Source organism: Palleronia sp. (assembly GCF_042089775.1).
Taxonomy (GTDB): domain Bacteria; phylum Pseudomonadota; class Alphaproteobacteria; order Rhodobacterales; family Rhodobacteraceae; genus Palleronia.
The window spans coordinates 1-23,476 of the sequence record NZ_JBELKF010000054.1 but is presented as its reverse complement, the minus strand read 5'-3'; the positions used below and the strand labels follow the sequence as shown (position 1 = coordinate 23,476).

23 protein-coding genes are annotated in these 23,476 nt (G+C 65.4%); 11 read left to right on the top strand and 12 right to left on the bottom strand.

Translation table 11 applies throughout. From position 1 onward, the window contains the following. Positions 1-159 precede the first annotated feature (159 nt). Positions 160-528: a hypothetical protein gene (locus tag ACFDS3_RS13200; RefSeq protein ID WP_375262820.1), complete on the top strand. Its 369-nt coding sequence runs from the start codon at positions 160-162 to the stop codon at positions 526-528. Positions 529-684: 156 nt separating this feature from the next. Here the strand turns inward: ACFDS3_RS13200 and ACFDS3_RS13195 are convergent, their stop codons facing one another. The 8 genes from ACFDS3_RS13195 to ACFDS3_RS13160 form a co-directional block, all read right to left on the bottom strand. Next, positions 685-1,242, bottom strand: coding sequence for a glutathione S-transferase family protein (locus ACFDS3_RS13195; RefSeq protein WP_375262819.1), 558 nt, complete (start codon positions 1,240-1,242; stop codon positions 685-687). A gap of 47 nt (positions 1,243-1,289) precedes the next feature. After that, positions 1,290-2,435 carry an iron-containing alcohol dehydrogenase gene (locus tag ACFDS3_RS13190; RefSeq protein ID WP_375262818.1) on the bottom strand — a complete coding sequence of 382 codons (1,146 nt, stop codon included), beginning with the start codon at positions 2,433-2,435 and terminating at the stop codon, positions 1,290-1,292. Further along, positions 2,432-3,811, bottom strand: coding sequence for an aldehyde dehydrogenase family protein (locus ACFDS3_RS13185; protein ID WP_375262817.1), 1,380 nt, complete (start codon positions 3,809-3,811; stop codon positions 2,432-2,434). Before ACFDS3_RS13185 ends, ACFDS3_RS13190 begins: the two co-directional genes overlap by 4 nt. Positions 3,812-3,813: 2 nt before the next feature. After that, a complete protein-coding gene (locus tag ACFDS3_RS13180) occupies positions 3,814-5,178 on the bottom strand; it encodes a glutamine synthetase family protein (protein ID WP_375262816.1) in 1,365 nt (454 codons plus the stop codon). A 67-nt stretch (positions 5,179-5,245) separates the two neighbouring features. Continuing rightward, entirely contained in the window at positions 5,246-6,280 is a 1,035-nt protein-coding gene (locus ACFDS3_RS13175; RefSeq protein WP_375262815.1) for a TRAP transporter substrate-binding protein, read from the bottom strand. 55 nt (positions 6,281-6,335) lie between these two features. Then, on the bottom strand, positions 6,336-7,664 hold the full coding sequence (locus tag ACFDS3_RS13170) for a TRAP transporter large permease subunit (RefSeq protein ID WP_375262814.1): 1,329 nt from the start codon (positions 7,662-7,664) through the stop codon (positions 6,336-6,338). Then, entirely contained in the window at positions 7,654-8,196 is a 543-nt protein-coding gene (locus ACFDS3_RS13165) for a TRAP transporter small permease subunit (RefSeq protein WP_375262813.1), read from the bottom strand. The genes ACFDS3_RS13170 and ACFDS3_RS13165 overlap by 11 nt, the downstream gene beginning before the upstream one ends. Continuing rightward, positions 8,193-8,963, bottom strand: coding sequence for an N-formylglutamate amidohydrolase (locus ACFDS3_RS13160; protein WP_375262812.1), 771 nt, complete (start codon positions 8,961-8,963; stop codon positions 8,193-8,195). Before ACFDS3_RS13160 ends, ACFDS3_RS13165 begins: the two co-directional genes overlap by 4 nt. 118 nt (positions 8,964-9,081) lie before the next feature. Between ACFDS3_RS13160 and ACFDS3_RS13155 the strand changes: the two genes are divergently transcribed. Further along, complete coding sequence (locus ACFDS3_RS13155) at positions 9,082-9,948, top strand: MurR/RpiR family transcriptional regulator (RefSeq protein WP_375262811.1); 867 nt, start codon at positions 9,082-9,084, stop codon at positions 9,946-9,948. Between the two features lie 221 nt (positions 9,949-10,169). Here the strand turns inward: ACFDS3_RS13155 and ACFDS3_RS13150 are convergent, their stop codons facing one another. Together ACFDS3_RS13150 and ACFDS3_RS13145 are read right to left on the bottom strand one after the other, a co-directional pair. Further along, positions 10,170-10,448 (bottom strand): DUF6522 family protein, encoded by a 279-nt coding sequence (locus ACFDS3_RS13150; RefSeq protein WP_375262810.1) that lies wholly within the window; start codon positions 10,446-10,448, stop codon positions 10,170-10,172. Between the two features lie 38 nt (positions 10,449-10,486). Continuing rightward, positions 10,487-10,906 (bottom strand): RrF2 family transcriptional regulator, encoded by a 420-nt coding sequence (locus ACFDS3_RS13145; protein WP_375262809.1) that lies wholly within the window; start codon positions 10,904-10,906, stop codon positions 10,487-10,489. Between the two features lie 86 nt (positions 10,907-10,992). Between ACFDS3_RS13145 and ACFDS3_RS13140 the strand changes: the two genes are divergently transcribed. From ACFDS3_RS13140 to ACFDS3_RS13130, 3 genes are all read left to right on the top strand, one after another. Then, positions 10,993-11,448 carry a group III truncated hemoglobin gene (locus ACFDS3_RS13140; RefSeq protein WP_375262808.1) on the top strand — a complete coding sequence of 152 codons (456 nt, stop codon included), beginning with the start codon at positions 10,993-10,995 and terminating at the stop codon, positions 11,446-11,448. A 67-nt stretch (positions 11,449-11,515) separates the two neighbouring features. Beyond that, complete coding sequence (gene gdhA, locus ACFDS3_RS13135) at positions 11,516-12,865, top strand: NADP-specific glutamate dehydrogenase (RefSeq protein ID WP_375262807.1); 1,350 nt, start codon at positions 11,516-11,518, stop codon at positions 12,863-12,865. Between the two features lie 74 nt (positions 12,866-12,939). Then, complete coding sequence (locus ACFDS3_RS13130) at positions 12,940-13,293, top strand: DUF454 family protein (RefSeq protein WP_375262806.1); 354 nt, start codon at positions 12,940-12,942, stop codon at positions 13,291-13,293. 72 nt (positions 13,294-13,365) lie between these two features. Here ACFDS3_RS13130 and nirK read toward each other — a convergent pair whose 3' ends face one another. Then, entirely contained in the window at positions 13,366-14,409 is a 1,044-nt protein-coding gene (nirK, locus tag ACFDS3_RS13125; protein WP_375262805.1) for a copper-containing nitrite reductase, read from the bottom strand. Between the two features lie 149 nt (positions 14,410-14,558). Between nirK and ACFDS3_RS13120 the strand changes: the two genes are divergently transcribed. Next, positions 14,559-15,251 (top strand): Crp/Fnr family transcriptional regulator, encoded by a 693-nt coding sequence (locus tag ACFDS3_RS13120; RefSeq protein ID WP_375262804.1) that lies wholly within the window; start codon positions 14,559-14,561, stop codon positions 15,249-15,251. Here ACFDS3_RS13120 and ACFDS3_RS13115 read toward each other — a convergent pair whose 3' ends face one another. After that, positions 15,252-16,088, bottom strand: coding sequence for a hypothetical protein (locus ACFDS3_RS13115; protein WP_375262803.1), 837 nt, complete (start codon positions 16,086-16,088; stop codon positions 15,252-15,254). It lies immediately after the preceding gene. 195 nt (positions 16,089-16,283) lie between these two features. Between ACFDS3_RS13115 and ACFDS3_RS13110 the strand changes: the two genes are divergently transcribed. From ACFDS3_RS13110 to ACFDS3_RS13090, 5 genes are read left to right on the top strand one after another with little or no spacing between them, the layout of a single operon-like run. After that, positions 16,284-18,563 carry a 4Fe-4S binding protein gene (locus ACFDS3_RS13110; RefSeq protein ID WP_375262802.1) on the top strand — a complete coding sequence of 760 codons (2,280 nt, stop codon included), beginning with the start codon at positions 16,284-16,286 and terminating at the stop codon, positions 18,561-18,563. 14 nt (positions 18,564-18,577) lie between these two features. Next, positions 18,578-20,488: a TAT-dependent nitrous-oxide reductase gene (nosZ, locus tag ACFDS3_RS13105; protein WP_375262801.1), complete on the top strand. Its 1,911-nt coding sequence runs from the start codon at positions 18,578-18,580 to the stop codon at positions 20,486-20,488. Between the two features lie 5 nt (positions 20,489-20,493). After that, positions 20,494-21,729, top strand: a complete 1,236-nt coding sequence (locus tag ACFDS3_RS13100) for a nitrous oxide reductase family maturation protein NosD (RefSeq protein ID WP_375262800.1) — start codon at positions 20,494-20,496, stop codon at positions 21,727-21,729. Beyond that, positions 21,722-22,627 (top strand): ABC transporter ATP-binding protein, encoded by a 906-nt coding sequence (locus ACFDS3_RS13095; protein ID WP_375262799.1) that lies wholly within the window; start codon positions 21,722-21,724, stop codon positions 22,625-22,627. Before ACFDS3_RS13100 ends, ACFDS3_RS13095 begins: the two co-directional genes overlap by 8 nt. Then, positions 22,624-23,448, top strand: coding sequence for an ABC transporter permease subunit (locus ACFDS3_RS13090; RefSeq protein WP_375262798.1), 825 nt, complete (start codon positions 22,624-22,626; stop codon positions 23,446-23,448). The genes ACFDS3_RS13095 and ACFDS3_RS13090 overlap by 4 nt, the downstream gene beginning before the upstream one ends. Positions 23,449-23,476 lie beyond the last annotated feature (28 nt).

The following is a 23,476-nucleotide window of genomic DNA, read 5'->3' as shown; positions in this document are numbered from 1 at the left end:
CTCAGATCGACAAGGAGGAGATCGACCCCATTCTCAGCATAACAACAAAAGCCGCATGATCATGCCCTCAGGCCATCCGGAACATTACACCGGCTTGACGGATGTGCCCCAGCAGAGGCTCCTTACGCAGATCGGCAGTCGGGGATGCAGCCCCATGAAATGTCGCGTGCGCTGACTCAGCATTATGCGCACTTCAATCTGCAGGGCTTCCCGCACCTCTTCCGGATCACGGTACAGGTGGGCTTCCCGCCTCCCGGACCAGACAGCCAGCCGGGTGGGCGCTTGGGCAAGGTTGTCTCTTGGGTTCTGGAGCAGGATCAGGCTGTATGGCCGTATGAGCAAGTCGAGCCCTTCCAATTGGCGCGGATTCACCCGCTCCTCAGTGATGCGCGGGCTCTCGATATCTTGCCGAAGGACGCTGGCTTTGGGCCTGCAGGTCTCGATGGCGAGGCTGTCGACGTGGTCTTTCCGTCCGCATGTCGGGATTCGACCCTCCTGGTCTATCGCCACGCATCCGGGCGATGCTGACGCAGAATAGGCGGTAGTCTTCTCCGCGCTTCATTCCTCAGCGGAGCCGAGGGTTTGCTAACCCGTCAGGAAAAGCAAGGCCAAGTCGGATCGCTGGCTCGGCCTTTGTCACATTGTGCGGGGCGATGTCACACTGCGTCTCCTGTACGTTGAGGATCAGCCGAGAGCTTCGTGGCCGTCGAAAGCCAACCGGAACGCTGGTCGCGCGACGCATCGCGCAAAGTAGGCAGTCAGCGACGGGTGGTCATTCAGCGGCATCACTTGGGCGGCGGCCCAGACGGAATAGCCGATCTGGCAGTCGGCACCGGAGAATTCGCTGAGCAGCCATTCGGCTCCGTCCAGCCACTCTTCCAGAAGGCCAAGCGAGACAGACAAGCGGTCAGCGGCCCCCGTCTCCGTCCGCCGCGCGACGTGCTGGACCAGCGTCTCGGCGAAGTGCAGCCAGTCCAGCCAGCCGATCCGGCCCGCAGCGCCCGGCGCCCGCCACAGATGCCGCGCGCGTGTCTCACAAAGCCACTCGGCCATTGCGCCGGTCTCGTGCATCGTCACAACGCCGTCGCGGAGCGCGGGTGGGCGGTCCGGATGCAGCGCCCCGTCCAGATCGTTGGGCGCTGACAGCGTCTCAAGTCGATAGGGGCAGCCGATCTCCTCCAGCAGCCAGAGCGTGCGGGTCGAACGGGAAAAGGGGACGTGCCACAGGGTCAGACCGCTCATCGCCTCTGACATAGGCGCGCGTCGGGCCGTGGCACGTCCCTTGCCGGTCAGAGGGCTGCCTGAAACAGCCCCCGAAGGTTCTCTACCGTGAGCGGGACGGGATTGCCGCCGCAGGACGGGTCGCGGAGCGCCATCTCCACCATGTCGTCCATCCGTGCCTCGGACACACCCATGTCGCCGAGCGAGCGGGGGATGCCGAAGCGGTCGTTGAACTCGCTCACGAAGGTGCGGAACCCGTCGAAGCCGCCGGAGATGCCCAGGTATGGCGAGGCGCGGTCGAACCTGTCGCGGATTGCCGGGGCATTGAGGGCGAGCACAGCCGGCATGCAGACCGCGTTCGTCGTGCCGTGATGGGTGTTGAAGACCGCGCCGATCGGGTGGCTCATCGCGTGGATGGCGCCCAGGCCTTTCTGGAAGGCCACAGCACCCATGGCGGCGGCTGACATCATGTTCGCCCGCGCTTCGATGTCGCCGGGCGTGTCGTAGGCGCGGGGCAGGTTGTCGATCACCAGCCGCATGCCTTCCAGCGCGATACCCTGGCTCATCGGGTGGTAGTGCGGGGACGAGAAAGCCTCGACGCAGTGGGCGAACGCGTCGAGGCCCGTGCCTGCGGTGATCGCCTTCGGCATCCCGACCGTCAGTTCGGGGTCGGCGATGACGACCGTGGGCAGCACCTTGGGATGGAAGATGATCTTCTTCTCATGCGTCTCGGAATTGGTGATGACGCTGGCCCGTCCCACCTCGGACCCCGTTCCGGCCGTGGTGGGCACGGCCACGATGGGCGCGATGGCGTCCGCATTCGCGCGCATCCACCAGTCGCCGACATCCTCATAGTCCCACACCGACCCGGACTGGCCACACATGAAGGCGACCATTTTGCCGAGGTCCAGTCCCGAGCCGCCGCCGAAGGCGACCACGCCGTCATGATCGCCCGCACGATAGGCCTCGACCCCGGCGCAGAGGTTCTTCTCGTTCGGGTTCGGGTCCACCTCGGCAAAGAGCGCCCGGCCAAGCCCCGCACCTTCGAGCAGGTCGAGCGCGCGCTTCGTGATCTCGAGCGGGGCAAGACCGCGATCCGTGACGAGCAGGGGGCGGGTGATCTTGGCGGCGCGGCAGGCGTCGGGCAGTTCAGCAAGTCGTCCGGCGCCGAAGCGGATCGCGTTGGGATAGGACCAGTTGCCGGTAGGGCTCATGAGGTGGCCTTCTTAAGATAATAGGATTTCGGGCGGGTCAGGGCCTGCAGGCCCAGGATCGACAACCCGGCGCCGCGGCCGGTATCCTTGCAGCCGGTCCAGCAAAGCGCGGGGTCGAGGTAGTCGGCCCTGTTCATGAAGATCGTTCCGGTCTCGATCCGGTCGCCAAGCCGGGCCGCGCGATCAAGGTCGGCGGTCCAGAGGCTGGCGGTGAGGCCGAAGCGGCTGTCGTTGATCAATCGCACCGCCTCGTCATCGTCCTTCACCGGGATGATGCCGACCACGGGGCCGAAGCTCTCCTCGCGCATCACCTCCATTTCGTGGGTGACGCCCGTCAGGACCTGCGGCGTCATATAGGCGCCGCCATCGTCGGCCGGATCGGTCGGGATGTGCGCGGTCGCTCCGGCCGCGACGGCGGCGTCGATCTGGTCGCGCACGGTGCGGGCGAAGCGGGCATGCGCCATCGGCCCGATCGTCGTGCCGGGGTCGAGCGGGTTGCCGAGCTTGAGCGCCTTTACCCAAGCCACGGCCTTTTCGACGAAGGCGTCATAGAGGCTTTCGTGCACGTAGATCCGTTCGATCCCGCAGCAGCACTGGCCGGCATTGAACATCGCGCCGTCCATCAGCCCGTCCACCGCCGCGTCGAGATCCGCGTCATCGAGGACATAGCCCGCGTCCTTGCCGCCGAGTTCGGTGGCGACCGGCACAAACGTCCCGGCGGCGGCGCGCTCCATCGCCTGTCCCCCGCCGACAGACCCGGTGAAGTTCACGAAGTCGACGTGGCGCCCGGCGATGAGCGAGTGGGTCGTGTCATGGTCGAGAAACACGTTCTGAAACACGCCCTCGGGGATGCCGACCGAGTGGAAGGCGCGGGCCATGCGCTCGCCCACCAGAAGCGTCTGCGTCGCGTGTTTCAGCATGACCGTGTTGCCGGCGATCAGGGCGGGCGCCACGGTGTTGATGGCCGTCATCCACGGGTAGTTCCAGGGCGCCACGACAAAGACGAGGCCCCAAGGCAGGCGGCGGATATAGCGCCGCGCAGTGGCATCGTCTCCGACCTCGATATCGGCGAGAGTCTCTTCGGCTATGTCGGCCATATGATTGCCGCGTTCGGAGAAGCCGCGGAATTCGCCGCCGTAGCGCACGGGCCGGCCCATCATGCGGGCAAGCTCGGGCACGATCTCGTCGTTCATCGCGCCGACCGCCTCGATGCCGGCGAGGACAAGGTCGGCGCGTTCGCGGATCGACCGCGCGCCCCAGTCGACCTGCGCGGTGCACGCGCGTGCGGCGGCTTCGGCGCACGCCTCAAGCGAAAGCGTCTCTCGCTCTGCGAAGATCGATCCGTCGATCGGCGAAATGCACTTCAGTTTGGTCATGGTCAGGCCCCCTCAAACCCGCGAATGAGTTCCCAATCGGTCACCGCGCGGTCGAACTCTTCCTGCTCCCATTCACCACACCGGACGTAATGATCAACGACCTCGTCGCCGAAGGCCGCACGTAGCATCGCCGAGTTGCGCAAGGTCCCGATCGCGTCCCGCAGGCTGCGCGGGATCTCGGCCACGCCGTCGCCCGCATAGGCGTCCCCCTTGTGGGGCGGGTCGAGCGCAAGCTCCTCTTCGATACCGCGGATACCGGCCGCGAGCAGGGCGGCCTGGGCAAGGTAGGGGTTCATGTCAGAGCCGCCGATCCGGCATTCGATGCGCACGCCCGTCGTGCCCTCGCCGCAGAGCCGGAAGGCCGCGGTGCGGTTGTCCACCGACCAGACGGCCTTGGTGGGCGCGAAGGTGCCAGGCGCAAAGCGCTTGTAGCTGTTGACGTACGGCGCAAGGAAGAACGTGTAGTCCCGCACGTAGGCCAGAAGCCCTGCCGTGAAATGGCGCATGACGTCGGACATGCCGTGCGTCGCGCCTTCGTCGAAGAACGCTGGCGCCCCGTCCCGCCAGAGCGAAAGGTGGACGTGACTGGACGAGCCGACCTTGTCCGCCGCCCATTTCGGCAGGAACGTGGCCGAGCAGTCGTTCATCCACGCGATCTCTTTCGTCGCGTGCTTGGCGATGGTGTGGTGGTCGGCACAGTCGAGCGCAGGCCCATAGCGGATATTCAGCTCCTGCTGGCCCGTCTCGGCCTCGCCCTTCGTGCCTTCGACGGGGATCCCTGCCGCGAAAAGGTGGTTGCGCAGGGGGCGCATCACGCCTTCTTCCTTGGTCGTCTGGAACAGGTTGTAGTCCTCGTTGAACCCGTTGAAGGGCACAAGGTCCCTGTACTTGCGCTTCTGAAGCTCGCGATAATCGCCCTGGAACAGGAAGAACTCGATCTCGGTCGCCATCGACGCCTCGAACCCGAGTTCGGCCAGCCGCGCCACCTGGCGCTTCAGCATTTCGCGCGGCGCATGGGCGACCGGCGCGTGGGTGTCGTGGTCGATCACGTCGCAAAGGACCAGCACCGTCGCGTCGAGCCAGGGCAAGGTGCGCAGGGTCGTCAGGTCGGGCTTCATCACATAGTCGCCGTAGCCCGTCTGCCAGCTGCTCGAGCCATAGCCCTCGGGCGTTGCCATCAGGAGGTCGGTGGCCAGCAGATAGTTGCAGCAGTGCGTTTCCTCGTGAGCATGGTCGAGGAAGTTCGACACGTGGAGCCGCTTGCCCATCAGCCGCCCCTGCATGTCCACGATCGCCGCGAGAACCGTGTCGATCTCGCCGGTGGCGGCCTTCTGCTTCAGGGCGTCGAATGTGAGGTTTCCGGGCATGTGCAGGCTTTCCTTGGTCGTCGAAGAAGCGGGCGGCCCCGTAAGGGACCGCCCCGGGGGTCGCGGCTCAGAACGTGTAGGGCGGGCCCGCCTGATTGATGGTTTCGTTGTAGTCGCGGAAGATCGACACGACCTTCTGGTGGACATCGCCTTCCTCGGCGACCTCGTTCCAGAACTCCTTGGCGGCGTCTTCAACCTGCGCCCATTCCTCGGCCGGCACGGTGCGCAGTTCGAGCTTGTCGCCATTGGCACGCAAGGCCGCCTCGCCGCCCCAATACCACTGGTTGCGGTAGGTGTGGCCCGCCTCGATCCCTGCCATGACGAGTTGCTTGAGGTGATCGGGCAGCTCTTCCCAGCGTTCTTGATTCACGAAGAACGACCCGATCCAGGCGCCCGAGATGTTGTTGGTCAGGAAGTAGTCGGTCACGTCCGCCCAGCCGACGGTGTAATCCTCGGTGATGCCGGACCAGGCCATGTCGTCAAGCTCGCCGGTCTGCACGGCGACCTCGGCATCCTCGTAGGGGATGTTCACCGGCACCACGCCAAAGCGCGACAGGAAGCGGCCGGCGGTCGGGAACGTATACAGGCGCAGGCCCTCGAGGTCGCCGACGCTGGTGATCTCTTTCGTGGTGTTGAAGTTGCAGGGGTCCTGGCCCGCGGCCGAGAGCCACTTCACGCCGACCTTGGAGTATTCCTTGTCCCAGATCTCGGCCAGGCCGTACTGGTTGAAGAGCACCGGCACGTCGAGGATGTGCTTCGTGGCGAAGGGGAAGTAGCCGCCGAACATGCGCAGCGGCGTGGGCGAGGCCATCGAGTCGTCGTCGGAATGCACGCCGTCGATGGTGCCGCGCTGAAGCGCCTGGAACAGTTCGCCCGTGGGGACGATCTGGTCGGCGTAATATAGTTCGATCTCCATCTCACCATTCGAAGCGGCGTTGATGTAGTCGATGATGGGCTTCGTCACCTGCTCACCCAGCGTCGCCCCGGCGTAGGTCTGGAAGCGCCAGCGGATCGGCTCCTGCGCGCGGGCGATCGAGGGCGCGGCCAGTGCTGCTGGTGCGGCAAGCGCCGCGCCGTGGAGGAACTTGCGTCTTGTGGTCATTTCTCTTGGTCTCCTCTGTTGATGGAAGGCCGGTTTGCCCGGCTCGATTGGGCCTTCAGAGGCCGTAGACGGTGTTCGGCAGCCACAGCGCGATCTGCGGGAAGATCATCACCATCGCGAGTGCCGCGATCATGACGAAGACAAAGGGCACGATGGAGCGGTAGATGTCGCGCAAGCCGATCTCGGGTGGGGCCATGGCCCGCATCAGGAACAGGTTGTAGCCAAAGGGTGGCGTCATGTACGCGATCTGACAGGTGATCGTGTAGAGCACGCCGTACCACACGAGGTCGAAGCCCAGGTCGCCCACCAGCGGCACGTAGAGCGGCGCGACGATGACCAGCATGGCCGTGTCGTCGAGGAACGTGCCCATCACCAGGAAGCTCAGCTGCATCAGGATCAGGATCACCCACGGGTCGAGGCCGAGCTGCTCTGTGAAGAGGTTCTCGATCGCGCGGACGGCCCCCAGCCCGTCGAAGACGGCGCCGAATGCGAGGGCGGCGGTGATGATCCACATGAACATGCAGGTGATGCCAAGGGTCTGGCGGATCGTCGTCTCGAACACGGCCCGCGTCATCCGGCCCTTCAGCACCGCTGCGACGAAGGCGGCGATTGCGCCGATGGCCGAGCTTTCGACCAGACTCGTCCACCCGTTGACGAAAGGCACCATCATCACGGCGAAGATCGCGATGGGCAGCAGGCCGGCCCAGAGCAGCCGCATCTTATCGGCGCGGGTGATCCCGGCACGCTCGTCATCGGTCAGCGTCGGCCCCAGCGCCGGATTGATCCGGCAGCGAACCCAGATATAGATGATGAACATCACCGCCATCATCAGCCCCGGTATCGCGCCCGCCAGCCAGAGCTGGCCCACGGGCTGCCGCGCGATCATCGCATAAAGAACCAGCACCACCGACGGCGGCACGAGTATGCCTAGCGACGATCCCGCCTGAATCACCCCCGTGACCATCAGCTTGTCGTAGTTCCGCTTCAGAAGTTCCGGCAGCGCGATGGTCGCGCCGATCGCCATCCCGGCAACCGATAGCCCGTTCATGGCCGAGATCAGGACCATCAATCCAATCGTCCCCATCGCGAGGCCGCCCGGCATCCCGCCCGTCCAGACGTGGAACATCCGGTAGAGGTCGTCGGCGATCTTCGATTCCGACAGCACATAGCCCATGAAGATGAACATCGGCAGCGTCAGCAGGGGATACCACCGCATCACCTTGATGATCGCCGAGAAGCCCAGGTCGTAGCCGCCGCGGTCTCCCCAGAGCAGTACGGCCGCGATCACAGCGACGAAGCCGATGGCGCCGAAGACGCGCTGTCCGGTGAACAGCATCACCATCATGGTCGAGAACATCAGGACGGCGATCAGCTCATAGGGCATCGCCCTGCTCCTCGTTCTGGTGGCGCAGGGGGTGGCCGGTGCGCAGGAACAGGATGTCCTTCGCGAGTTCGCTGAGCGCCTGGAGGAGCATCAGGAAGATGCCCAGGCAGATCGTCACCTTGATCGGCCAGAGATAGGGCCTCCACGCCGATGAACTGCGCTCGCCTCCGTACTGGAAAGAGTACCGGGTGCTGTCGATCCCGCCCCAGAGCAGGATGCCCAGGTAGACAATCAGGATGAAGACCGTCGCGGCATCCAGCATCGCCTTCCGCCGGGGCTTCAGTGCACCATAGATCAGGTCCATGCGCACATGCGATCCCATCTGCACCGCGTAGGGGCCGCCCAGCACGAAATACGCGACCATCACGAATTGTGCCATCTCGAGTGTCCAGAGCGATGGATTGAAGAACACCTTAGAGATGGTCGACCACATCAGGACGCCCATCAGCGCAAAGATCCCGAACATCACCACGCGGCCAAGGCCGTAGTTCATGCGGTCGACCACCGCGACATAGGCTCGCAACAGCTTCATTCCGCCGCACCCCGTGCTGCATCCAGCTTCGAAAGCGCGGTCCGGAGCGTGTTGGCCAGGTGCTGGGCCATCCTGTAGCCCGCGTCGTCGTCGGCGATCAGGTCGTTGCGGATTTCGATCATCACGGCCGGGCGCCTTGCGGCGTGGCGGGCCAGCGTGTGGGTGACGCCGTCGGCGGCCGAGTAGGGCGCGTTCAACTCTGTTCGCCAGGTGCCACGCGCCTGCTCGGCGGCGAGGGCTGCCTCTGCCAGTTCGGGGTCGGTGTCGTGCAGGAACCCGATCTCGACGTTTCGCGGCGCACCCAGATAGACGGGCGTGAAGCTGTGGACGGTCACCAACGCAATCGGCCGGCCCGCCCTTTCTTCCTGCTGGCTACAGGTCTCGGCCAGCGCCGCGTGGAAGGGCTCGTGCACCCGCGTGAAACGATCCATTCGGGCCGCATCGTGCAGGGAAAGATTGCCTGGAATGTCGAAGATCTCGCTGCGTTCCGGGATGGCGTCCGGCGCCGAGGGAGGACGATTGCAGTCATATACCAGCCGCGAGATCGCGGATTCCACCACCGGCGCATCGAGAAGCGTGCCAAGGCAGCGCGCCACATGGGCCGCGCCGATGTCCCACGCTGCGTGAGAGTTCAGCGCCACCTCGTCGAGGCCAAGGGCTGTCAGTTCTGCAGGGATGTGGCGCGCGGCGTGCTCGCAGGCGATGACCAGGGGGGCCGAGCGGTCAGTGCCGCTGACACGCACCGCTGTCCAGTCGTCCGCTTCCATCCCCGCACCCCCGTCATCGTCCCTTTGTAATCATCACTACATCGCTTCTTGGTGTGTCAACATTTTTTCTGTAAGCTTCTCTACACCGTCCAGGAGGATGTAGTGAAAGGAACCACGCGTGAGCAACCGCCCCCTTGTCCGCGATCTTCTGAAGGAGAAGGAGGCCGACCTGACCGCGGCCGAGCGCAAGCTGACGGCCGTGCTGATCGACAACTCGATGGTCGCGGGGCTTCAGTCCATCACGCGTCTTGCGGATAGCGCGCAGGTGTCGACGCCCACGGTCATCCGGCTGGCGCGCAAGCTGGGTTTCGACGGGTTCGGCGATTTGCAGGACGCGATCCGCGACGACATCGCCGCGCGGATCAAGCAGCCGCTGGCGAAGCTAGATCCCAAACAGAACGACGCGCCGCGCGACCACATCGTCTCGCGCTTTGTGCCGGGGGCGATGGGCAACATCAGCCGGACGCTCGACCGGCTCGACCTCGCGGATTTCGACCGCGCCGCGGCGATTCTGTCCGACCCCGAGCGCGAGCTGCATTTCATGGGCGGCCGGATCACGCGGTCGAACGCGCATTACTTCTTCAACCACATGCAGATCATCCGGCCGCGGGTGTTCCTGATGGACAGCTCGTCCAGCGTCTGGCCGCAGTCGCTGCTCGACATGGGGGCGCGGTCCGTCCTCGTGATCTTCGACATCCGGCGCTACGAGAAGGAGCTGGAGAAGCTCGCGGGCCTCGCCGTCGCGCAGGGGGTCACCATCCTGCTCTTCACCGACATCTGGGGCTCGCCGATCGAGCGGCACGCGACCGTCTGCTTCCGCGCAGCTGTCGAGGTGCCGTCAAGCTGGGACTCCACACTTGCGATCAACCTGTTGGTCGAGGCGCTAATCGCCGACGCTCAAAGCCGGCTCACGGACTCGAGCGCCGACCGCATCTCGGCACTCGAAAAGATGATCGGCGAGTCGCGGATCTTCCGCGGTATTTGAGTCGAGCCGCACGTTCCCGCAAGCGCTCGGGCTGCCTCAGGAGCGACGCGAAACGTCCTCTACAGGCGAAAGTGCGAGTTTCCATCAGTGTCGAACCACTGGCGTCCGCGGCCCCGCCGCTCGGAGCACGCACGCAGCGGGTGCGGCGGGTTCCAAATCCCGGGCCTGTTCGTTGCGTCGAGCAGCTTAGGGATCATGATATGAGCAACGGTCGGCTGAACCTACGGAAACGGCGCGGCTGGCTGCGGCGCGTGAGCGGCGAACCTGGCGCGCGACACAACGGTGCCGCTTGCGTCCACCGTCAGGCGCAGGGCGCGGCCGCCGTGGTAGAAGGTCAAGCGCCACCGTCCGGCATCCTCTGCGACGCCGGTCTCGCAGCGACTGGTGATCTCGCCGGCCCGCAGGCGTTCGGGGACGGTTGCGGCATCCAGATCGAAAGCGTCCCCGATCAATTTCGCATCCACGACGAAACCTTCGGACGAGACTGAAACTTCGGCCATATCGTGCTCCTGTCTGCTGTCATGCCGCATCCTGCGGCTCAAGCGGCGTCCGACGCCGGTGCGGGAAGTGCGATGTCGGCCAGGGTCGCTCTGTCGAGATCGGCCAGAAATGCGGCTTCTGCGGCGCGCAACCGCCCCTTCAACCGACAGCGTCCAGCGATGGTGCAGTCGCCGCCTGGGGCGAAGCATTGCACGAGTGCGCTCTCCTGCTCCAGAACGCGTACGACTTCGCCCAACCGGATCGTTTCGGGCGCACGGGCCAGCATTGCCCCGCCGCCGCCGCCGCGGCGTGTCGCGACGATGCCGCTCCGCGCGAGCCGCTGCATGATCTTGGCGAGGTGATTGCGCGAAAGGTCGAATTCCTGCGCCAGCTCGGTGGTGGAGAACGGGCGGTCGGGGGCGCTCGCCATCCTCATCAGCGCGCGCAATCCGAAATCCGTGAATGCCGTCAGGCGCATGTCGCTTTCCAACCGCGATGAATAGGTATATCCGATACCTATTGCTATGCCTGCGCTCGCGCAACATCGATCTGACGAGGCCCTTCATGAGCCAAGCTGCCACGACGCCCCCGCTCTCGGCCCGCCCTGCCGTTACGGCTGAACTGATGGACCGCACGGGGTTGAACGAAGCTCTGCTGACCGAGCTGGTTCACCGCTTCTATGGCAGGGTTCGCGCCGATGCGGTTCTTGGTCCGATCTTTGCCGCCCGCATCGACGACTGGGAGCCGCACCTGGAGCGGATGGTCGCGTTCTGGTCGTCGGTCGCCCTCATGACCGGACGCTACCACGGTGCGCCGGTGCCGAAGCATGCAAGCCTGCCGGTGACCTGGAGCGATTTCGAACGCTGGTTAAAGCTGTTCCGGGAGACCGCGCACGAGGTCTGCAGCCCCGACGGAGCCGCCCACGTGATCGAGCGGGCCGAGCGTATCGCGCGTTCGCTGTTCATGGCGGTGCAGGACGCAGAACAAGCCGTTCCGGGCGCTGTTCCGAACCTTCGCTGACCTGCCGGCTGCGTGACCGACGGGCGTGGCGCGCTATTCATGTCCCTGAACCAAGGGGCTGAACGTGATGACGCAGATCGATGAGAAGCTGGAGCCGATCCTGAACGAGGTGCTGCGCCGCAACGCCGGCGAAGAGGAATTCCACCAGGCCGTGCGCGAGGTGATGGAGAGTCTTGGCCCGGTCGTTGCCAAGAATCCCGTCTATGCCGAGGATGCGCTGATCGAGCGGCTGTGCGAGCCCGAACGCCAGATCATCTTTCGGGTGCCCTGGGTCGACGATCAGAACCAGGTGCAGATCAACCGCGGTTTCCGCGTGCAGTTCAATTCGGCACTTGGCCCCTACAAGGGAGGTCTTCGGTTTCATCCATCGGTCAACCTGGGGATCGTGAAGTTCCTTGGCTTTGAGCAGATCTTCAAGAACGCCCTGACGGGGCTGCCGATCGGCGGCGGCAAGGGAGGCGCGGATTTCGATCCGCATGGCCGTTCGGACCACGAGATCATGCGCTTCTGCCAGTCCTATATGACAGAGCTGCACCGCCACCTCGGGCACGACACGGACGTGCCGGCGGGCGATATCGGCGTCGGCGAGCGTGAGATCGGCTACATGTTTGGCCAATACAAGCGCCTAACCAACCGATACGACGCGGGTGTCATGACCGGTAAAAGTCTTCCTTTCGGCGGTTCGTGTGCACGGACCGAGGCGACTGGCTATGGGGCTGCATATTTCGTCCAGCGCATGCTGGAAACGCAGGGCTCGGGGTTCGATGGCAAGCGAGTGATCATCTCCGGCTCGGGCAATGTCGCGATCCACGCGATGGAGAAGGTGATCGCGTTTGGCGGCACCGTCGTCGCGTGCTCGGACTCAGGGGGCTGCGTGGTCGACGAAGACGGCATCGACCTCGACCTCGTGAAGGAGATCAAGTTGGGACGGCGAGGGCGGATCTGGGAATACGCCGATCGCAAGGGCGGAGATACGCGTTATGCGCAGGATGGCTCGATCTGGGAGGTTGAGTGTGACATCGCAATGCCCTCGGCCACGCAGAACGAGCTGTCGGGAAAGGACGCGCGTGCCTTGGTGAAGAACGGCGTCGAGGCAGTGGGCGAAGGTGCCAATATGCCCTGCACACCGGAAGCGGTGGAGGTGTTCCAGGAGGCGGACGTCCTTTTCGCACCGGGCAAGGCCGTGAATGCCGGCGGCGTGGCGACCTCCGCTCTCGAGATGCAGCAAAACGCGTCTCGTGACAGCTGGACGTTTCAGCAAACCGACGAGCGGCTCGCCCAGATCATGTGCAACATCCACGACCTTTGCGCCGAAACCGCCGAAGAGTACGGTGCACCGTCCAACTACGCGCTTGGTGCCAACATCGCGGGCTTCGTCAGGGTTGCCGAGGCGATGCGGCTTCTGGGCGTCGTCTGAATGGATCGCAGCGAGGATAGCTGGTCCGTGCAACGGGGAGCAAGGTGAAGCCCGTCCCCCCGAAGGAGCGGGCGTTGATCCGCCTGTTGTGGAACACGGCCGGTTTTGCCGCGCTCGCGCTGGCGGGACTGGGGGTCATCCTGCCGCTCTTGCCGACGACGCCGCTGGTGCTTCTGGCCGCCTTCGCCTTTGGACGGGGCTCGACGCAGTTCCGTGACAGGATCGTGGCGCACCGGGTGTTCGGGCCGCCGCTCCGCGACTGGAAAGCGCGTGGCGCGATTTCGCGGCGGGCGAAGGTGGCAGCCTGCAGCGTCATGGCGCTGACTTTCATCGCCAGCGTTGTTCTGGGGGTGAAGCCAGTGGTCCTGGTGGTGCAGGCGCTGTGCCTCGGGGGGGCCGCGGGCTTCATCCTCACGCGGTCGAGTTGAGGCCTTCGCAAGAAGGCCCATACGCAATCCGGCCGCCCCGGGGCGACCGGCCTCTTGCTTCTGAATTTGGCCTCAACGTGCGTCGGCCGTTTCCAGCGTCCTCTGAGCGGGGCCGAATATCTCAGGCTGTTCGGCACCCTCGACGTGCAGGATGCCTGCCAGACCACGCTCGACCCGGCTGAGCACGTGGTCGACCAGGACGTAGTTCCCAGGCACCTCGAGCGTCAGGTCCACCGCCGTCGCGCCACCCGGCGCCACAGTCACGGTCTGGGCATCTGTCACGACCTCGCTGTTCAGGCTGCCGAGCGGATAGACCGCGTCGAAGATCTCTCCGATCACGTGGAAGGAAGAGGTTTTGTTGGGGCCGCCCACCCCGAAGTAGATGCGCACCGTCTCGCCGACCTCGGCGTTCAAGGTCTTGTCCTTCAGGCCGTAGGCGGCACCGTTGAAGACGTAGTATTCGGGCGTTTCGTTCAGCAGCTTGTCATAGTCGGTGCTGTGTTCCCCTTGGGTGCCGAATGCCTGCTCGGTGTAGATCTCTCCCTGCATCACGTAGAACTCGCGGTCGACCGGCGGCAGCCCGCCTTCGGGTTCCACCAGGATCATCCCGTACATGCCGCTCTGGATGTGGTCCGCGACCATCGGCGTGGCGCAGTGATAGACATAGAGGCCGGGCTTCAGCGCCTTGAAGGTGAAGGCGTTGCTTTCGCCGGGTTGCGTCATCGTCATCTCGCCGCCGCCACCGGGGCCGGTCACCGCGTGCAGGTCGATATTGTGCGGGAACCAGCTGTTCTCGTCGTTGCTCAGGTTGACCTCAACGGTGTCGCCGACGCGAACGCGGATCAGCGGGCCGGGGACCTTCTCGTTGTAGGTCCAGTAGCGATAGGTTGCACCGTCGGCGAGTTGTCCCGTGACTTCGACCGTCTCGATATTCACCACCACGTGCTCGGGGCCACGGGCGGCCAGCGGCCGCGGGAGGTCGTCGGGCGCGCGGACGATGTCGGCGACAGGCTCTGCCGTCGGGGCCACGTCAGCGGCCGTGTCGGCCAGCGCGGCTCCGGCAATTGTCGCCAGGACCATCGCGCTTGCTGTCATCAGGAGGCGTTGGCCTTTCATCGCCTTATCCTTTCCTCGCTTGGCGAGACCGCCTTGGTCTCGCGCTGATCCCGTTCTGGCAGGAACGGACTCGTCCTTCTTTGCTGCGGGGCAAGTAACGGTTCGGTTTGGCGGTTTATGCGGTCAGCACATCCAAAGAGGAGAGAGCGATGGACCGACGAACCAACATGCAGATCCTGGCCGCGAACGAGCTTTTCGCCGGGGCAGGGGCCGAGGCAATTGCAGCCGCCTATGACGCATCCGTCGGCGAGACGTTCGCAGCGGGCGAAACGCTGTTCGATCAAGGCGCGCCGGCCACCAAGCTGTTCGCCGTATTCGGCGGAAGGGTGCGGCTGACCCAGTGCACCGAGGACGGCCAGCAGGTCCTGATCCGCTACGTGGGCGCGGGCGAGCTTGCCGGTTTTCCCGTGCTGGCCGACTCGCCCCAGTACCTGCTGACGGCGATGGCGGTGCATTCCGTTCGCGCCGCCCATTGGGACGGGCCAGTCATCCGCAACCAGATCCGAGCGAACCCGGTGCTGGCGGGCAATGCCCTTTCGGTGCTCGGCCGGCGCTACGAGCAGCTGCAGACCCGCCTGCGGGAGTTGTCCACCGAGAATGTAGAGCACCGACTGGCGCACACCCTCGTCCTTCTGATCGAAGAGGCGGGGGAACGTGTGCCCGAGGGGCTGAAGGTTGGCTTTCCGATCTCGCGGCAGGACCTGGCCGAGATGGCCGGCACCTGTCTGCATACGGTGAGCCGCACCCTGACCGGGTGGGAAGCACAGGGTCTTGTGGGGCGTGGGCGGCAGCGCGTTCTGGTCCGCGATCTGGAAGGACTGCGAGCGCTTGCGGAAAGCTGACTAGCGCAACCGCGCGAGGCGGCGGAGCGATTGATCGGCCAAGGCCTGCGCCTCGGAAACGACATCCTCGCGCCCAGACCACTCTGCCGCGTATAGATAGACCTCCACGGCAATCTCGAGCTGCGCGATTGCGAGCGAGCGCAGCTCCTGAGGATCATCCGGAAGCGCCACGGGTTCGGCCTGCGCGTCCTCGGCGCCGCCCAGAGCCTTGGCGCTCTCGTGCTCTTCACGCGCGATCGCTGCGATGCGTTCCGCGTGTTCGTCACCAGCGGCGCGGAGCGCTTCGGCGATCCGTCCGTGCAGATCTGCCAGGTCGGCTTCACGGCGTGCAGCCTCGGCCCGTAGTTCGGGAAGGGAGGCGATGCGCAGCCGCTCCAACGCGGGATCAGAGCTCGATTGATATGCGCGGCGACGCTCTGACCGAAGCGCCTTCACGTGGTCCATCTCTTCCAGCGCAAGGCGTTCCGCCTCTTCCTTCACCGCAGGGTTCGTGGCGTGGGCGCTCATGTAGGACCAGAAGGCAAAGGCGCGCTCCTCGTTGCGAACAGCCAGTGCAAAGGCGCGGTAGGGCGTGACGAGACGCAGGTCGCGCAGGCCTTCGTCACGGAAGACCTCGGGCAGGTCTGAAGGCGCAGGATCGATTTCGCCCGCATGACCGCGCTGCAGTGCCTCGACGCGCTTGAACGCCTCCCGCGCATTCTCGTTCCCGAATTCTGCCATCCGGGCGCCGAGGTCGCTGTAGAGAGCGACCGCCTGGCTTGCCATGCCGCTGGCCAGTGCGTGGAGATCGGGCACAGTCCTGACAGTGCTCATCGGTTCCGCGTGCAACCGGCTCATCTGCTCACTCCCTTTGCAATCGGCAAAGTCGCGTTTTGAGGCGAGTCTCACAACCCCAAACTCTGTAACGGCGCCTCGTCAAGAAAGTCGCTGATTATTGAGGAAGATCAAAGAGCAGCCTGAAGCGTCACGATAGGTGCAGTCGGGCTTGGCTCGGTGCCTCGCAGCCAAACGGCTTGGAAGTTGAGGTACGGGATGATCGGTTCGCGACACGGAGTTGCCCACATAATAGGCTTGCGCCTGGTGCTGGGCCTCGTCGTCGCCGGTCTCGCCTCGATGATGACGCCTGCGTCCGCGGCGGATAGACTTCCCGAATTCCTCGACCAGATCGACCCCGCCACCGTGGTTCCGGGGGCCGACCGCTTCGGCGACGCGGCGGGCAGCCCGCCGGTCGTCCCGGCGCTTGCCGGGGACGAGGTGCTGGGCTTCGTCTTCCTGAACTCCGACTTTGCGGACGCGACCGGGTACTCGGGCAAGCCGATCAACATTGCCGCCGGGATCGACCCCGAGGGGCGCATCACCGGTCTTCAGCTGCTGGAGCATCACGAGCCGATCGTGCTGATCGGGATCCCCGAAGAGCGGGTCGTGGACGCCATCTCGTCGCTTGTCGGCACCGACGTGGTGGCGGTGGCCGAGGGGCGGCAGCCGCTCCCGCAGGTCGATATCGTCAGCGGCGCGACAGTCACGGTGTTGGTCATGGGCGACAGCGTGCTGCGGGCCGGGATCTCGGTCGTGCGGCAGGGACGATTGGCCGAGGCGCAGCCCGATGCGGCGGCCGCGCCCGTTGTGCAGGCGGAACGCACCCTCGACATGGAGCAGAGCGAGATCCGGGACTGGCAGACGCTGGTGGGAGACGGCTCCGTTCGGCGCCTGTCGCTGAGCGTGGGCGACGTGAACGAGGCGTTCGAGCGCAGCGGGAACGAGGAAGCGATCGCGCGGCCCGAACGTGGCGAGCCCGACGAACCCTTCATCGACCTGTATACCGCGCTCGCGACCATCCCGACCGTCGGCCGCTCGCTGCTGGGCGAGGCCGCCTACCAGCAGATGATGGACAGCCTTGAGCCGGGCGAACATGCGATCGTGGTGATGGGCGAGGGGCGCTATTCCTTCAAGGGCTCGGGCTATGTCCGGGGCGGCATCTTCGACCGGATCGAACTGATCCAGGACGTCGACACGCTGCGCTTCCGTGACCGCGATCACACTCGCCTCGGCGACGTCGCGGCCGAAGGCGCGCCGGAATTCCCAGAGGTCAGCCTCTTCCGCATCCCGGCTGACTACGGATTCGAGCCGACCGAGCCCTGGACGCTGCAGCTTCTCGTGCAGCGGGCGACCGGGCCTCTCGACAAGGCGTTCACGACCTTCGGCGTCACCTACGCTCCGCCGGAGCAGTATATCGCAACGACCCCCGCGGCCGAGCCCGACGTGCCCGCGGCGCCTGTCGCGGATGGCCCGCAGCAGGGCGAGGCCGAGGCGCTGACCGGGGAACTGGGCGAGCCGCTCTGGGTGCGGATGTGGCGCGCGAATACGGGCAAGATATCGATCGCCCTGGCCGCGATCGGAGTGCTTACCGCGATCTTCTTCTTTCAGGACGCTCTGGTGAAGCGCTACCGGCTCTTTGTCTGGGTCCGGCGCGGGTTCCTCGCCTTCACGCTGGTCTGGATCGGCTGGATCGCAAATGCGCAGCTGTCGGTCGTCAACGTGCTGACTTTCGCCAATTCGCTGCTCACCGGGTTCAGCTGGACCTATTTCCTGTCCGCGCCGCTGATCTTCATCTTCTGGGTGTCGGTCGCTGGCGGGATCTTGTTCTGGGGCAGGGGTCCGTTTTGTGGATGGCTCTGCCCGTTCGGCGCGCTGCAAGAGCTGCTGAACAATGCTGCCCGCGCACTGAAGATCCCGCAGATCAATGTGCCTTGGGGCCTGAACGAGCGTCTCTGGCCGATCAAGTACATCATCTTCCTCGGGCTCTTCGGCCTGTCGCTCTATTCCGTCGCGATGGCCGAGGTCGGGGCCGAGGTCGAACCGTTCAAGACGGCCATCACGCTGAAGTTCTGGCGCGCCTGGCCCTTCGTGCTCTACGCGCTGCTGCTTCTGGGGATGGGGCTGTTCATCGAGCGGTTCTTCTGTCGCTACCTCTGCCCGCTGGGGGCCGCGCTGGCGATCCCGTCCCGCCTCGCGATGTTCTTCCCGTGGCTCAAGCGGCACAAGGAGTGCGGCTCGCCCTGCCAGCGCTGTGCCAAGGAATGCCCGGTGCAGTGCATCCACCCGGACGGGCACATCAACCCGAACGAGTGCATCTGGTGCATGCATTGCCAGGACCTTTTCTGGGACGAGCATCGCTGCCCGTCGATGATCCAGAAGCGCCTGCGCCGCGAGAAGGACCAGCGCCGCTCGGGAAGCACACCGCCCCAACTCAAGCCCTCTGCGGCCCGCACTGCGGTGACGCAGGGACACCCCAACACCACAAAACCAGCCTAGGTAAGGAGACCACCATGGCCGACAACGAACACCGGGGACCGAACCGCCGCCAGCTTCTTGGCACTTCGGCCGCGATCGCAGGCTTTGCCGGCGCAGCGGGCGTCGGCGCCTTCAGCGGCATGGCCGCAGGCCCGGCGCGCGCGCAAGGCAGCGCCTCTGGCCGCGCCGAAATCGCGCCGGGGGAACTGGACGAATACTACGTCTTCGTCTCTGGCGGACAGTCGGGCGAGGTTCGCATCGCGGGCCTGCCCTCGATGCGCGAGCTGATGCGCATTCCCGTCTTCAACCGCGACAGCGCCACCGGCTGGGGCCAGACCAACGAAAGCCTCAAGGTCCTGACCGAGGGCCTGCTGCCCGAGACCAAGGAGTTTCTCGCGGCGCGTGGCCTCCAAACCTACCACAACGGCGACACGCACCATCCGCACATGTCGTTCACCGATGGCACCTATGACGGGCGCTACGTCTTCATCAACGACAAGGCCAACACCCGCGTCGCGCGGATCCGCTGCGACGTGATGAAGACCGACAAGATCATCGAGCTGCCCAACCAGCACACCGTCCACGGGCTGCGGGTGCAGAAGTATCCGCGCACCGGTTACGTCTTCGCCAATGGCGAGGACCGCGTCCCGCTGACCAATGACGGCTCGCAACTCGAGCCCGACAGCTACCAGTGCGTCTTCAGCGCCATCGACGGCGACGAGATGAAGGTCGCCTGGCAGGTGCTGGTCGACGGCAACCTCGACAACGTCGACGCCGACTACCAGGGCAAGTACGCCTTCGCGACGTGCTACAACTCGGAAGAGGGCCTGACGCTTCCCGACATGATGTCGTCCGAGCAGGACTGGATCGTGATCTTCGACCTTGCCCGGATCGAACAGGCGGTCGCCAACGGCGAAGCCAAGATGATCAACGGCGCGCCGGTTCTCGATGGCAAGCACGGGTCTCGCTATACGCGCTACGTGCCGGTGTCGAACAGCCCGCACGGCATCAACACCGCGCCCGACGGCGTCCACGTTGTCGTCAACGGCAAGCTGTCGCCCACCTGCACCGTATTCGACGTGACCAAGTTCGACGCGCTCTTCAACGACGAGATCGAGCCGCGCGACACGGTCGTCGCCGAGCCGCAGCTGGGCCTCGGTCCGCTCCACACCGCCTATGACGGGCGAGGAAACGCCTATACGACGCTGTTCATCGACAGTCAGGTCGTGAAGTGGAACATCGAGGACGCCAAGCGTCTCTATGCCGGCGAGGATGTCGACCCGATCATCCAGAAGCTCGACGTGCAGTACCAGCCGGGTCACAACCACTCGTCCATGGGCCAGACCAAGGAGGCCGACGGGCAGTGGCTGATCTCCCTGAACAAGTTCTCGAAGGACCGCTTCCTGAATGTCGGGCCGCTCAAGCCGGAGAACGACCAGCTGATCGACATCTCGGGCGACGAGATGCGGATCGTGCACGACAACCCCACCTTCGCCGAGCCGCACGACGCCACGATCATCCATCGCTCCAAGGTCAACCCGGTCCACATCTGGGACCGCAACGACCCGTTCTTTGCGGATGCGCGGCGCCAGGCCGAAGAGGACGGCATCGACCTCGAATCCGCGGCGGACGTGGTCCGCGACGGCAACAAGGTCCGCGTCTACATGTACTCGGTCGCGCCGACCTTCAGCCTGAACGACTTCACGGTGCAGGAGGGCGACGAGGTCACGGTGTTCGTCACCAACATGGACGAGGTCGAGGATGTCAGCCACGGCTTCTGCATTGTGAACTATGGCGTCAACATGGAGGTGAGCGCCCAGCAGACCGCGTCCGTGACCTTCACTGCCGACCGGGCGGGCGTCTACTGGTACTACTGCCCGTGGTTCTGCCACGCTCTCCACATGGAGATGAAGGGCCGCATGATCGTCGAGCCTCGGGCGACGTGATGCGGATGGTGCGGCATACCGTTGCCCTGGTGCTGGCGCTTTGCGCCGGCACCGCCTTTGCGGCCGAACATGCGGTCGCGCCGGGCACGCCCGTTCAACCGATCCTCGATGCCGCCGCCTCGGGCGACGTGATCCGGCTGGAGCCCGGCCGCCACGACGGCCCCCTCGCGATCGACGCCGATCTGTCGCTCATCGGAGCCGAGGGCGCGGTGGTCGAAGGCACGGACGAGGGGAGCGTCATCACGGTCTCGGCGCCGGGCGCCACGGTGCGGGGCCTGACGGTGCGCGGCTCGGGAACCGACATCGCCGAGGAAGACTCGGGCATCTTCGTCGCCCAGACCGCGACGGGCGCCGTGATCGAGGACAACCGCCTCGAGGGGAACCTCTTCGGCATCTACCTGATGGGTGCCCCCGATGCGGTGGCGCGCGGCAACACGGTCATCGGCATGACCGACCGTCCCGCGGCCGAGCTTGGCAGCGGCATCTCGGTCTGGAACGCGCCGGGTGCCGTGATCGAGGAAAACGACATCCGCTTTGGACGCGACGGCATTTTCGTCAATACCAGCAAGGACAACGTCTTTCGCAACAACCGGATGCGCGACCTGCGGTTCGCCGTCCACTACATGTATACCAACGACAGCATCGTCGAAGGCAACGTCTCGACCGGCAACGACGTGGGCTTCGCGTTGATGTTCTCGCACCGGTTGCAGGTTCACGACAACGTCTCGGACGGGGATCGCGATCACGGCTTCCTGCTGAATTACGCGAACTACTCGGACGTCAGGGGCAACAGCGTCCGTGACGGCGGCGAGAAGTGCGTCTTCATCTACAACGCCAATTTCAACGAGCTTCGCCGCAACAGCTTCGAAGGGTGCGAGATCGGCATCCACTTCACCGCCGGGTCCGAGGACAACACGATCAGCGGCAACGCCTTCGTCGGGAACCGCACGCAGGTGAAGTATGTCGGCACGAAGTTCGTCGACTGGTCCGCCGAGGGGCAGGGCAACTACTGGAGCGACAACGCTGCCTTCGATCTCGACGGCGACGGTATTGCAGACCAGCCCTACCGGCCGAACGACGTGATCGACCAGGTACTCTGGCGCAACCCGATGGCGAAGGTGCTGGTGACCAGCCCCGCCGTCCAGACGATCCGCTGGGCCCAATCCCAGCTGCCGGCCCTGCAGCCGGGCGGCGACAGCGCCCCGCTGATGCACCCCCTGATGGAGCCCGCAGATGGCTGATCCCACCGTCGCCCTTTCCGGCGTCACACGGCGCTTCGGGCGCCACACTGCGGTCGAGGACGTGTCCTTTTCGCTCCTTCCCGGGCAGACCGTGGCGCTCGTCGGCCACAACGGCGCGGGCAAGACCACGCTGATGAAGCTGATGCTGGGCCTGATCCGGCCGAGCGCCGGCTCGCTTGCGATCCTCGGGCAGAATCCCGGCCGTGACTTCGGTGCGCGGCGCGAGATCGGATTCCTGCCTGAGAATGTGGCCTTCAATCCGTCCCTCACTGCGCACGAGCTGCTCCGATTCTACGCGCGCCTGAAAAGCGTCCGGGGCGACCTGCGCGAGGTGCTCGCCAAGGTCGGGCTCGAGGACGCTGCCGACCGCCGGGTCGGCACCTATTCCAAGGGTATGCGCCAGCGGCTGGGGCTTGCGCAGGCGCTGCTTGGGAATCCGCGCCTGCTGTTCCTGGACGAGCCTACCACGGGCCTCGACCCGTCGCTCCGGCTCAGTTTTTACGAGACGGTGCAGACGCTTCGCGGCCGCGGTGCGACGGTCCTGCTGTCGTCCCACGCGCTTGGCGAGCTCGAGCAGCGGGCCGAACGGGTGCTGATCATGCACCGGGGGCAACTGCTGGCAGACGGCACCATCGCCGAGCTGCGCCAGATCGCCGAGCTACCCGTGCGCATGCGCGTGCGTGCCGACGGCGGCTGGCCGGAGGTCGAGGCCGCTTTGCCGCCCGAGACCCACGTGGCGCGCGGGGCAGGAATCATCGACCTGACCTGCCCGGAAACCAAGAAAATGGAGGTCATCCGCCGACTGGCTGCAGCCGGATCCGCGGTCGAGGACATGGAAATCACGCCGCCGTCGCTGGATGACCTTTACGCCCACTTCCTGCGTGGAGGAGACCAATGACTGTCGCTGCCGTCGCCGCCAAGGAGATCCGGGAGGGCCTTCGCAATCGCTGGATCGTTGCGATCACCCTGCTGCTCGGTATCCTCGCGCTCGCACTGTCCTTCCTGGGAAGTGCTCCCACCGGATCGACGGGCGCAAGCCCGCTTGAGGTAATGGTCGTCAGCCTGTCCAGCCTGACCATCTTCCTCGTCCCGCTGATCGCGCTGCTGCTGTCACACGATGCGGTGGTGGGCGAGGCCGAGCGGGGAACGCTTCTGCTGCTTCTCAGCTATCCGGTCGCGCGCTGGCAGATCGTCCTGGGCAAGTTCCTGGGTCACCTCGTCATCCTCGCGGTCGCGACGACCATCGGCTACGGCGCGGCGGGACTCGCCCTCGGCGCCTTCGCCGGAGGTCTTGGGGACGGTTGGGGCGCCTTCGCCCGGATGATCGCCAACTCGATCGGGCTCGGCGCGGCGTTCCTCGCCATCGGCTACGCGGTCAGCGCACTCGCTCGCGAACGGGGTGTCGCGGCGGGCATGGCCGTTGGTCTGTGGCTGCTTTTCGCGCTGGTCTACGACATGATCCTTTTGGGCGCGTTGGTCGTGGATCAGGGGGCGGCCATCACGCCGGGGGTGCTCAACGCGCTGCTCTTGCTGAACCCGGCGGATGTTTACCGGCTGCTGAACCTCGCCGGATCGGCCGACGCCAGCATGTTCGCCGGCATGTCCGGCCTCGCCGCCGACGCAAGCCTCGACGCGCCGATCCTCGTGCTGGCCTTGGTCTGCTGGATCGCGGTGCCGCTCGCGCTCGCCAGTGCCCTCTTTTCAAGGAGACAGCTATGACCGCTCGTCTTTTTGCCGTCGTCCTGCT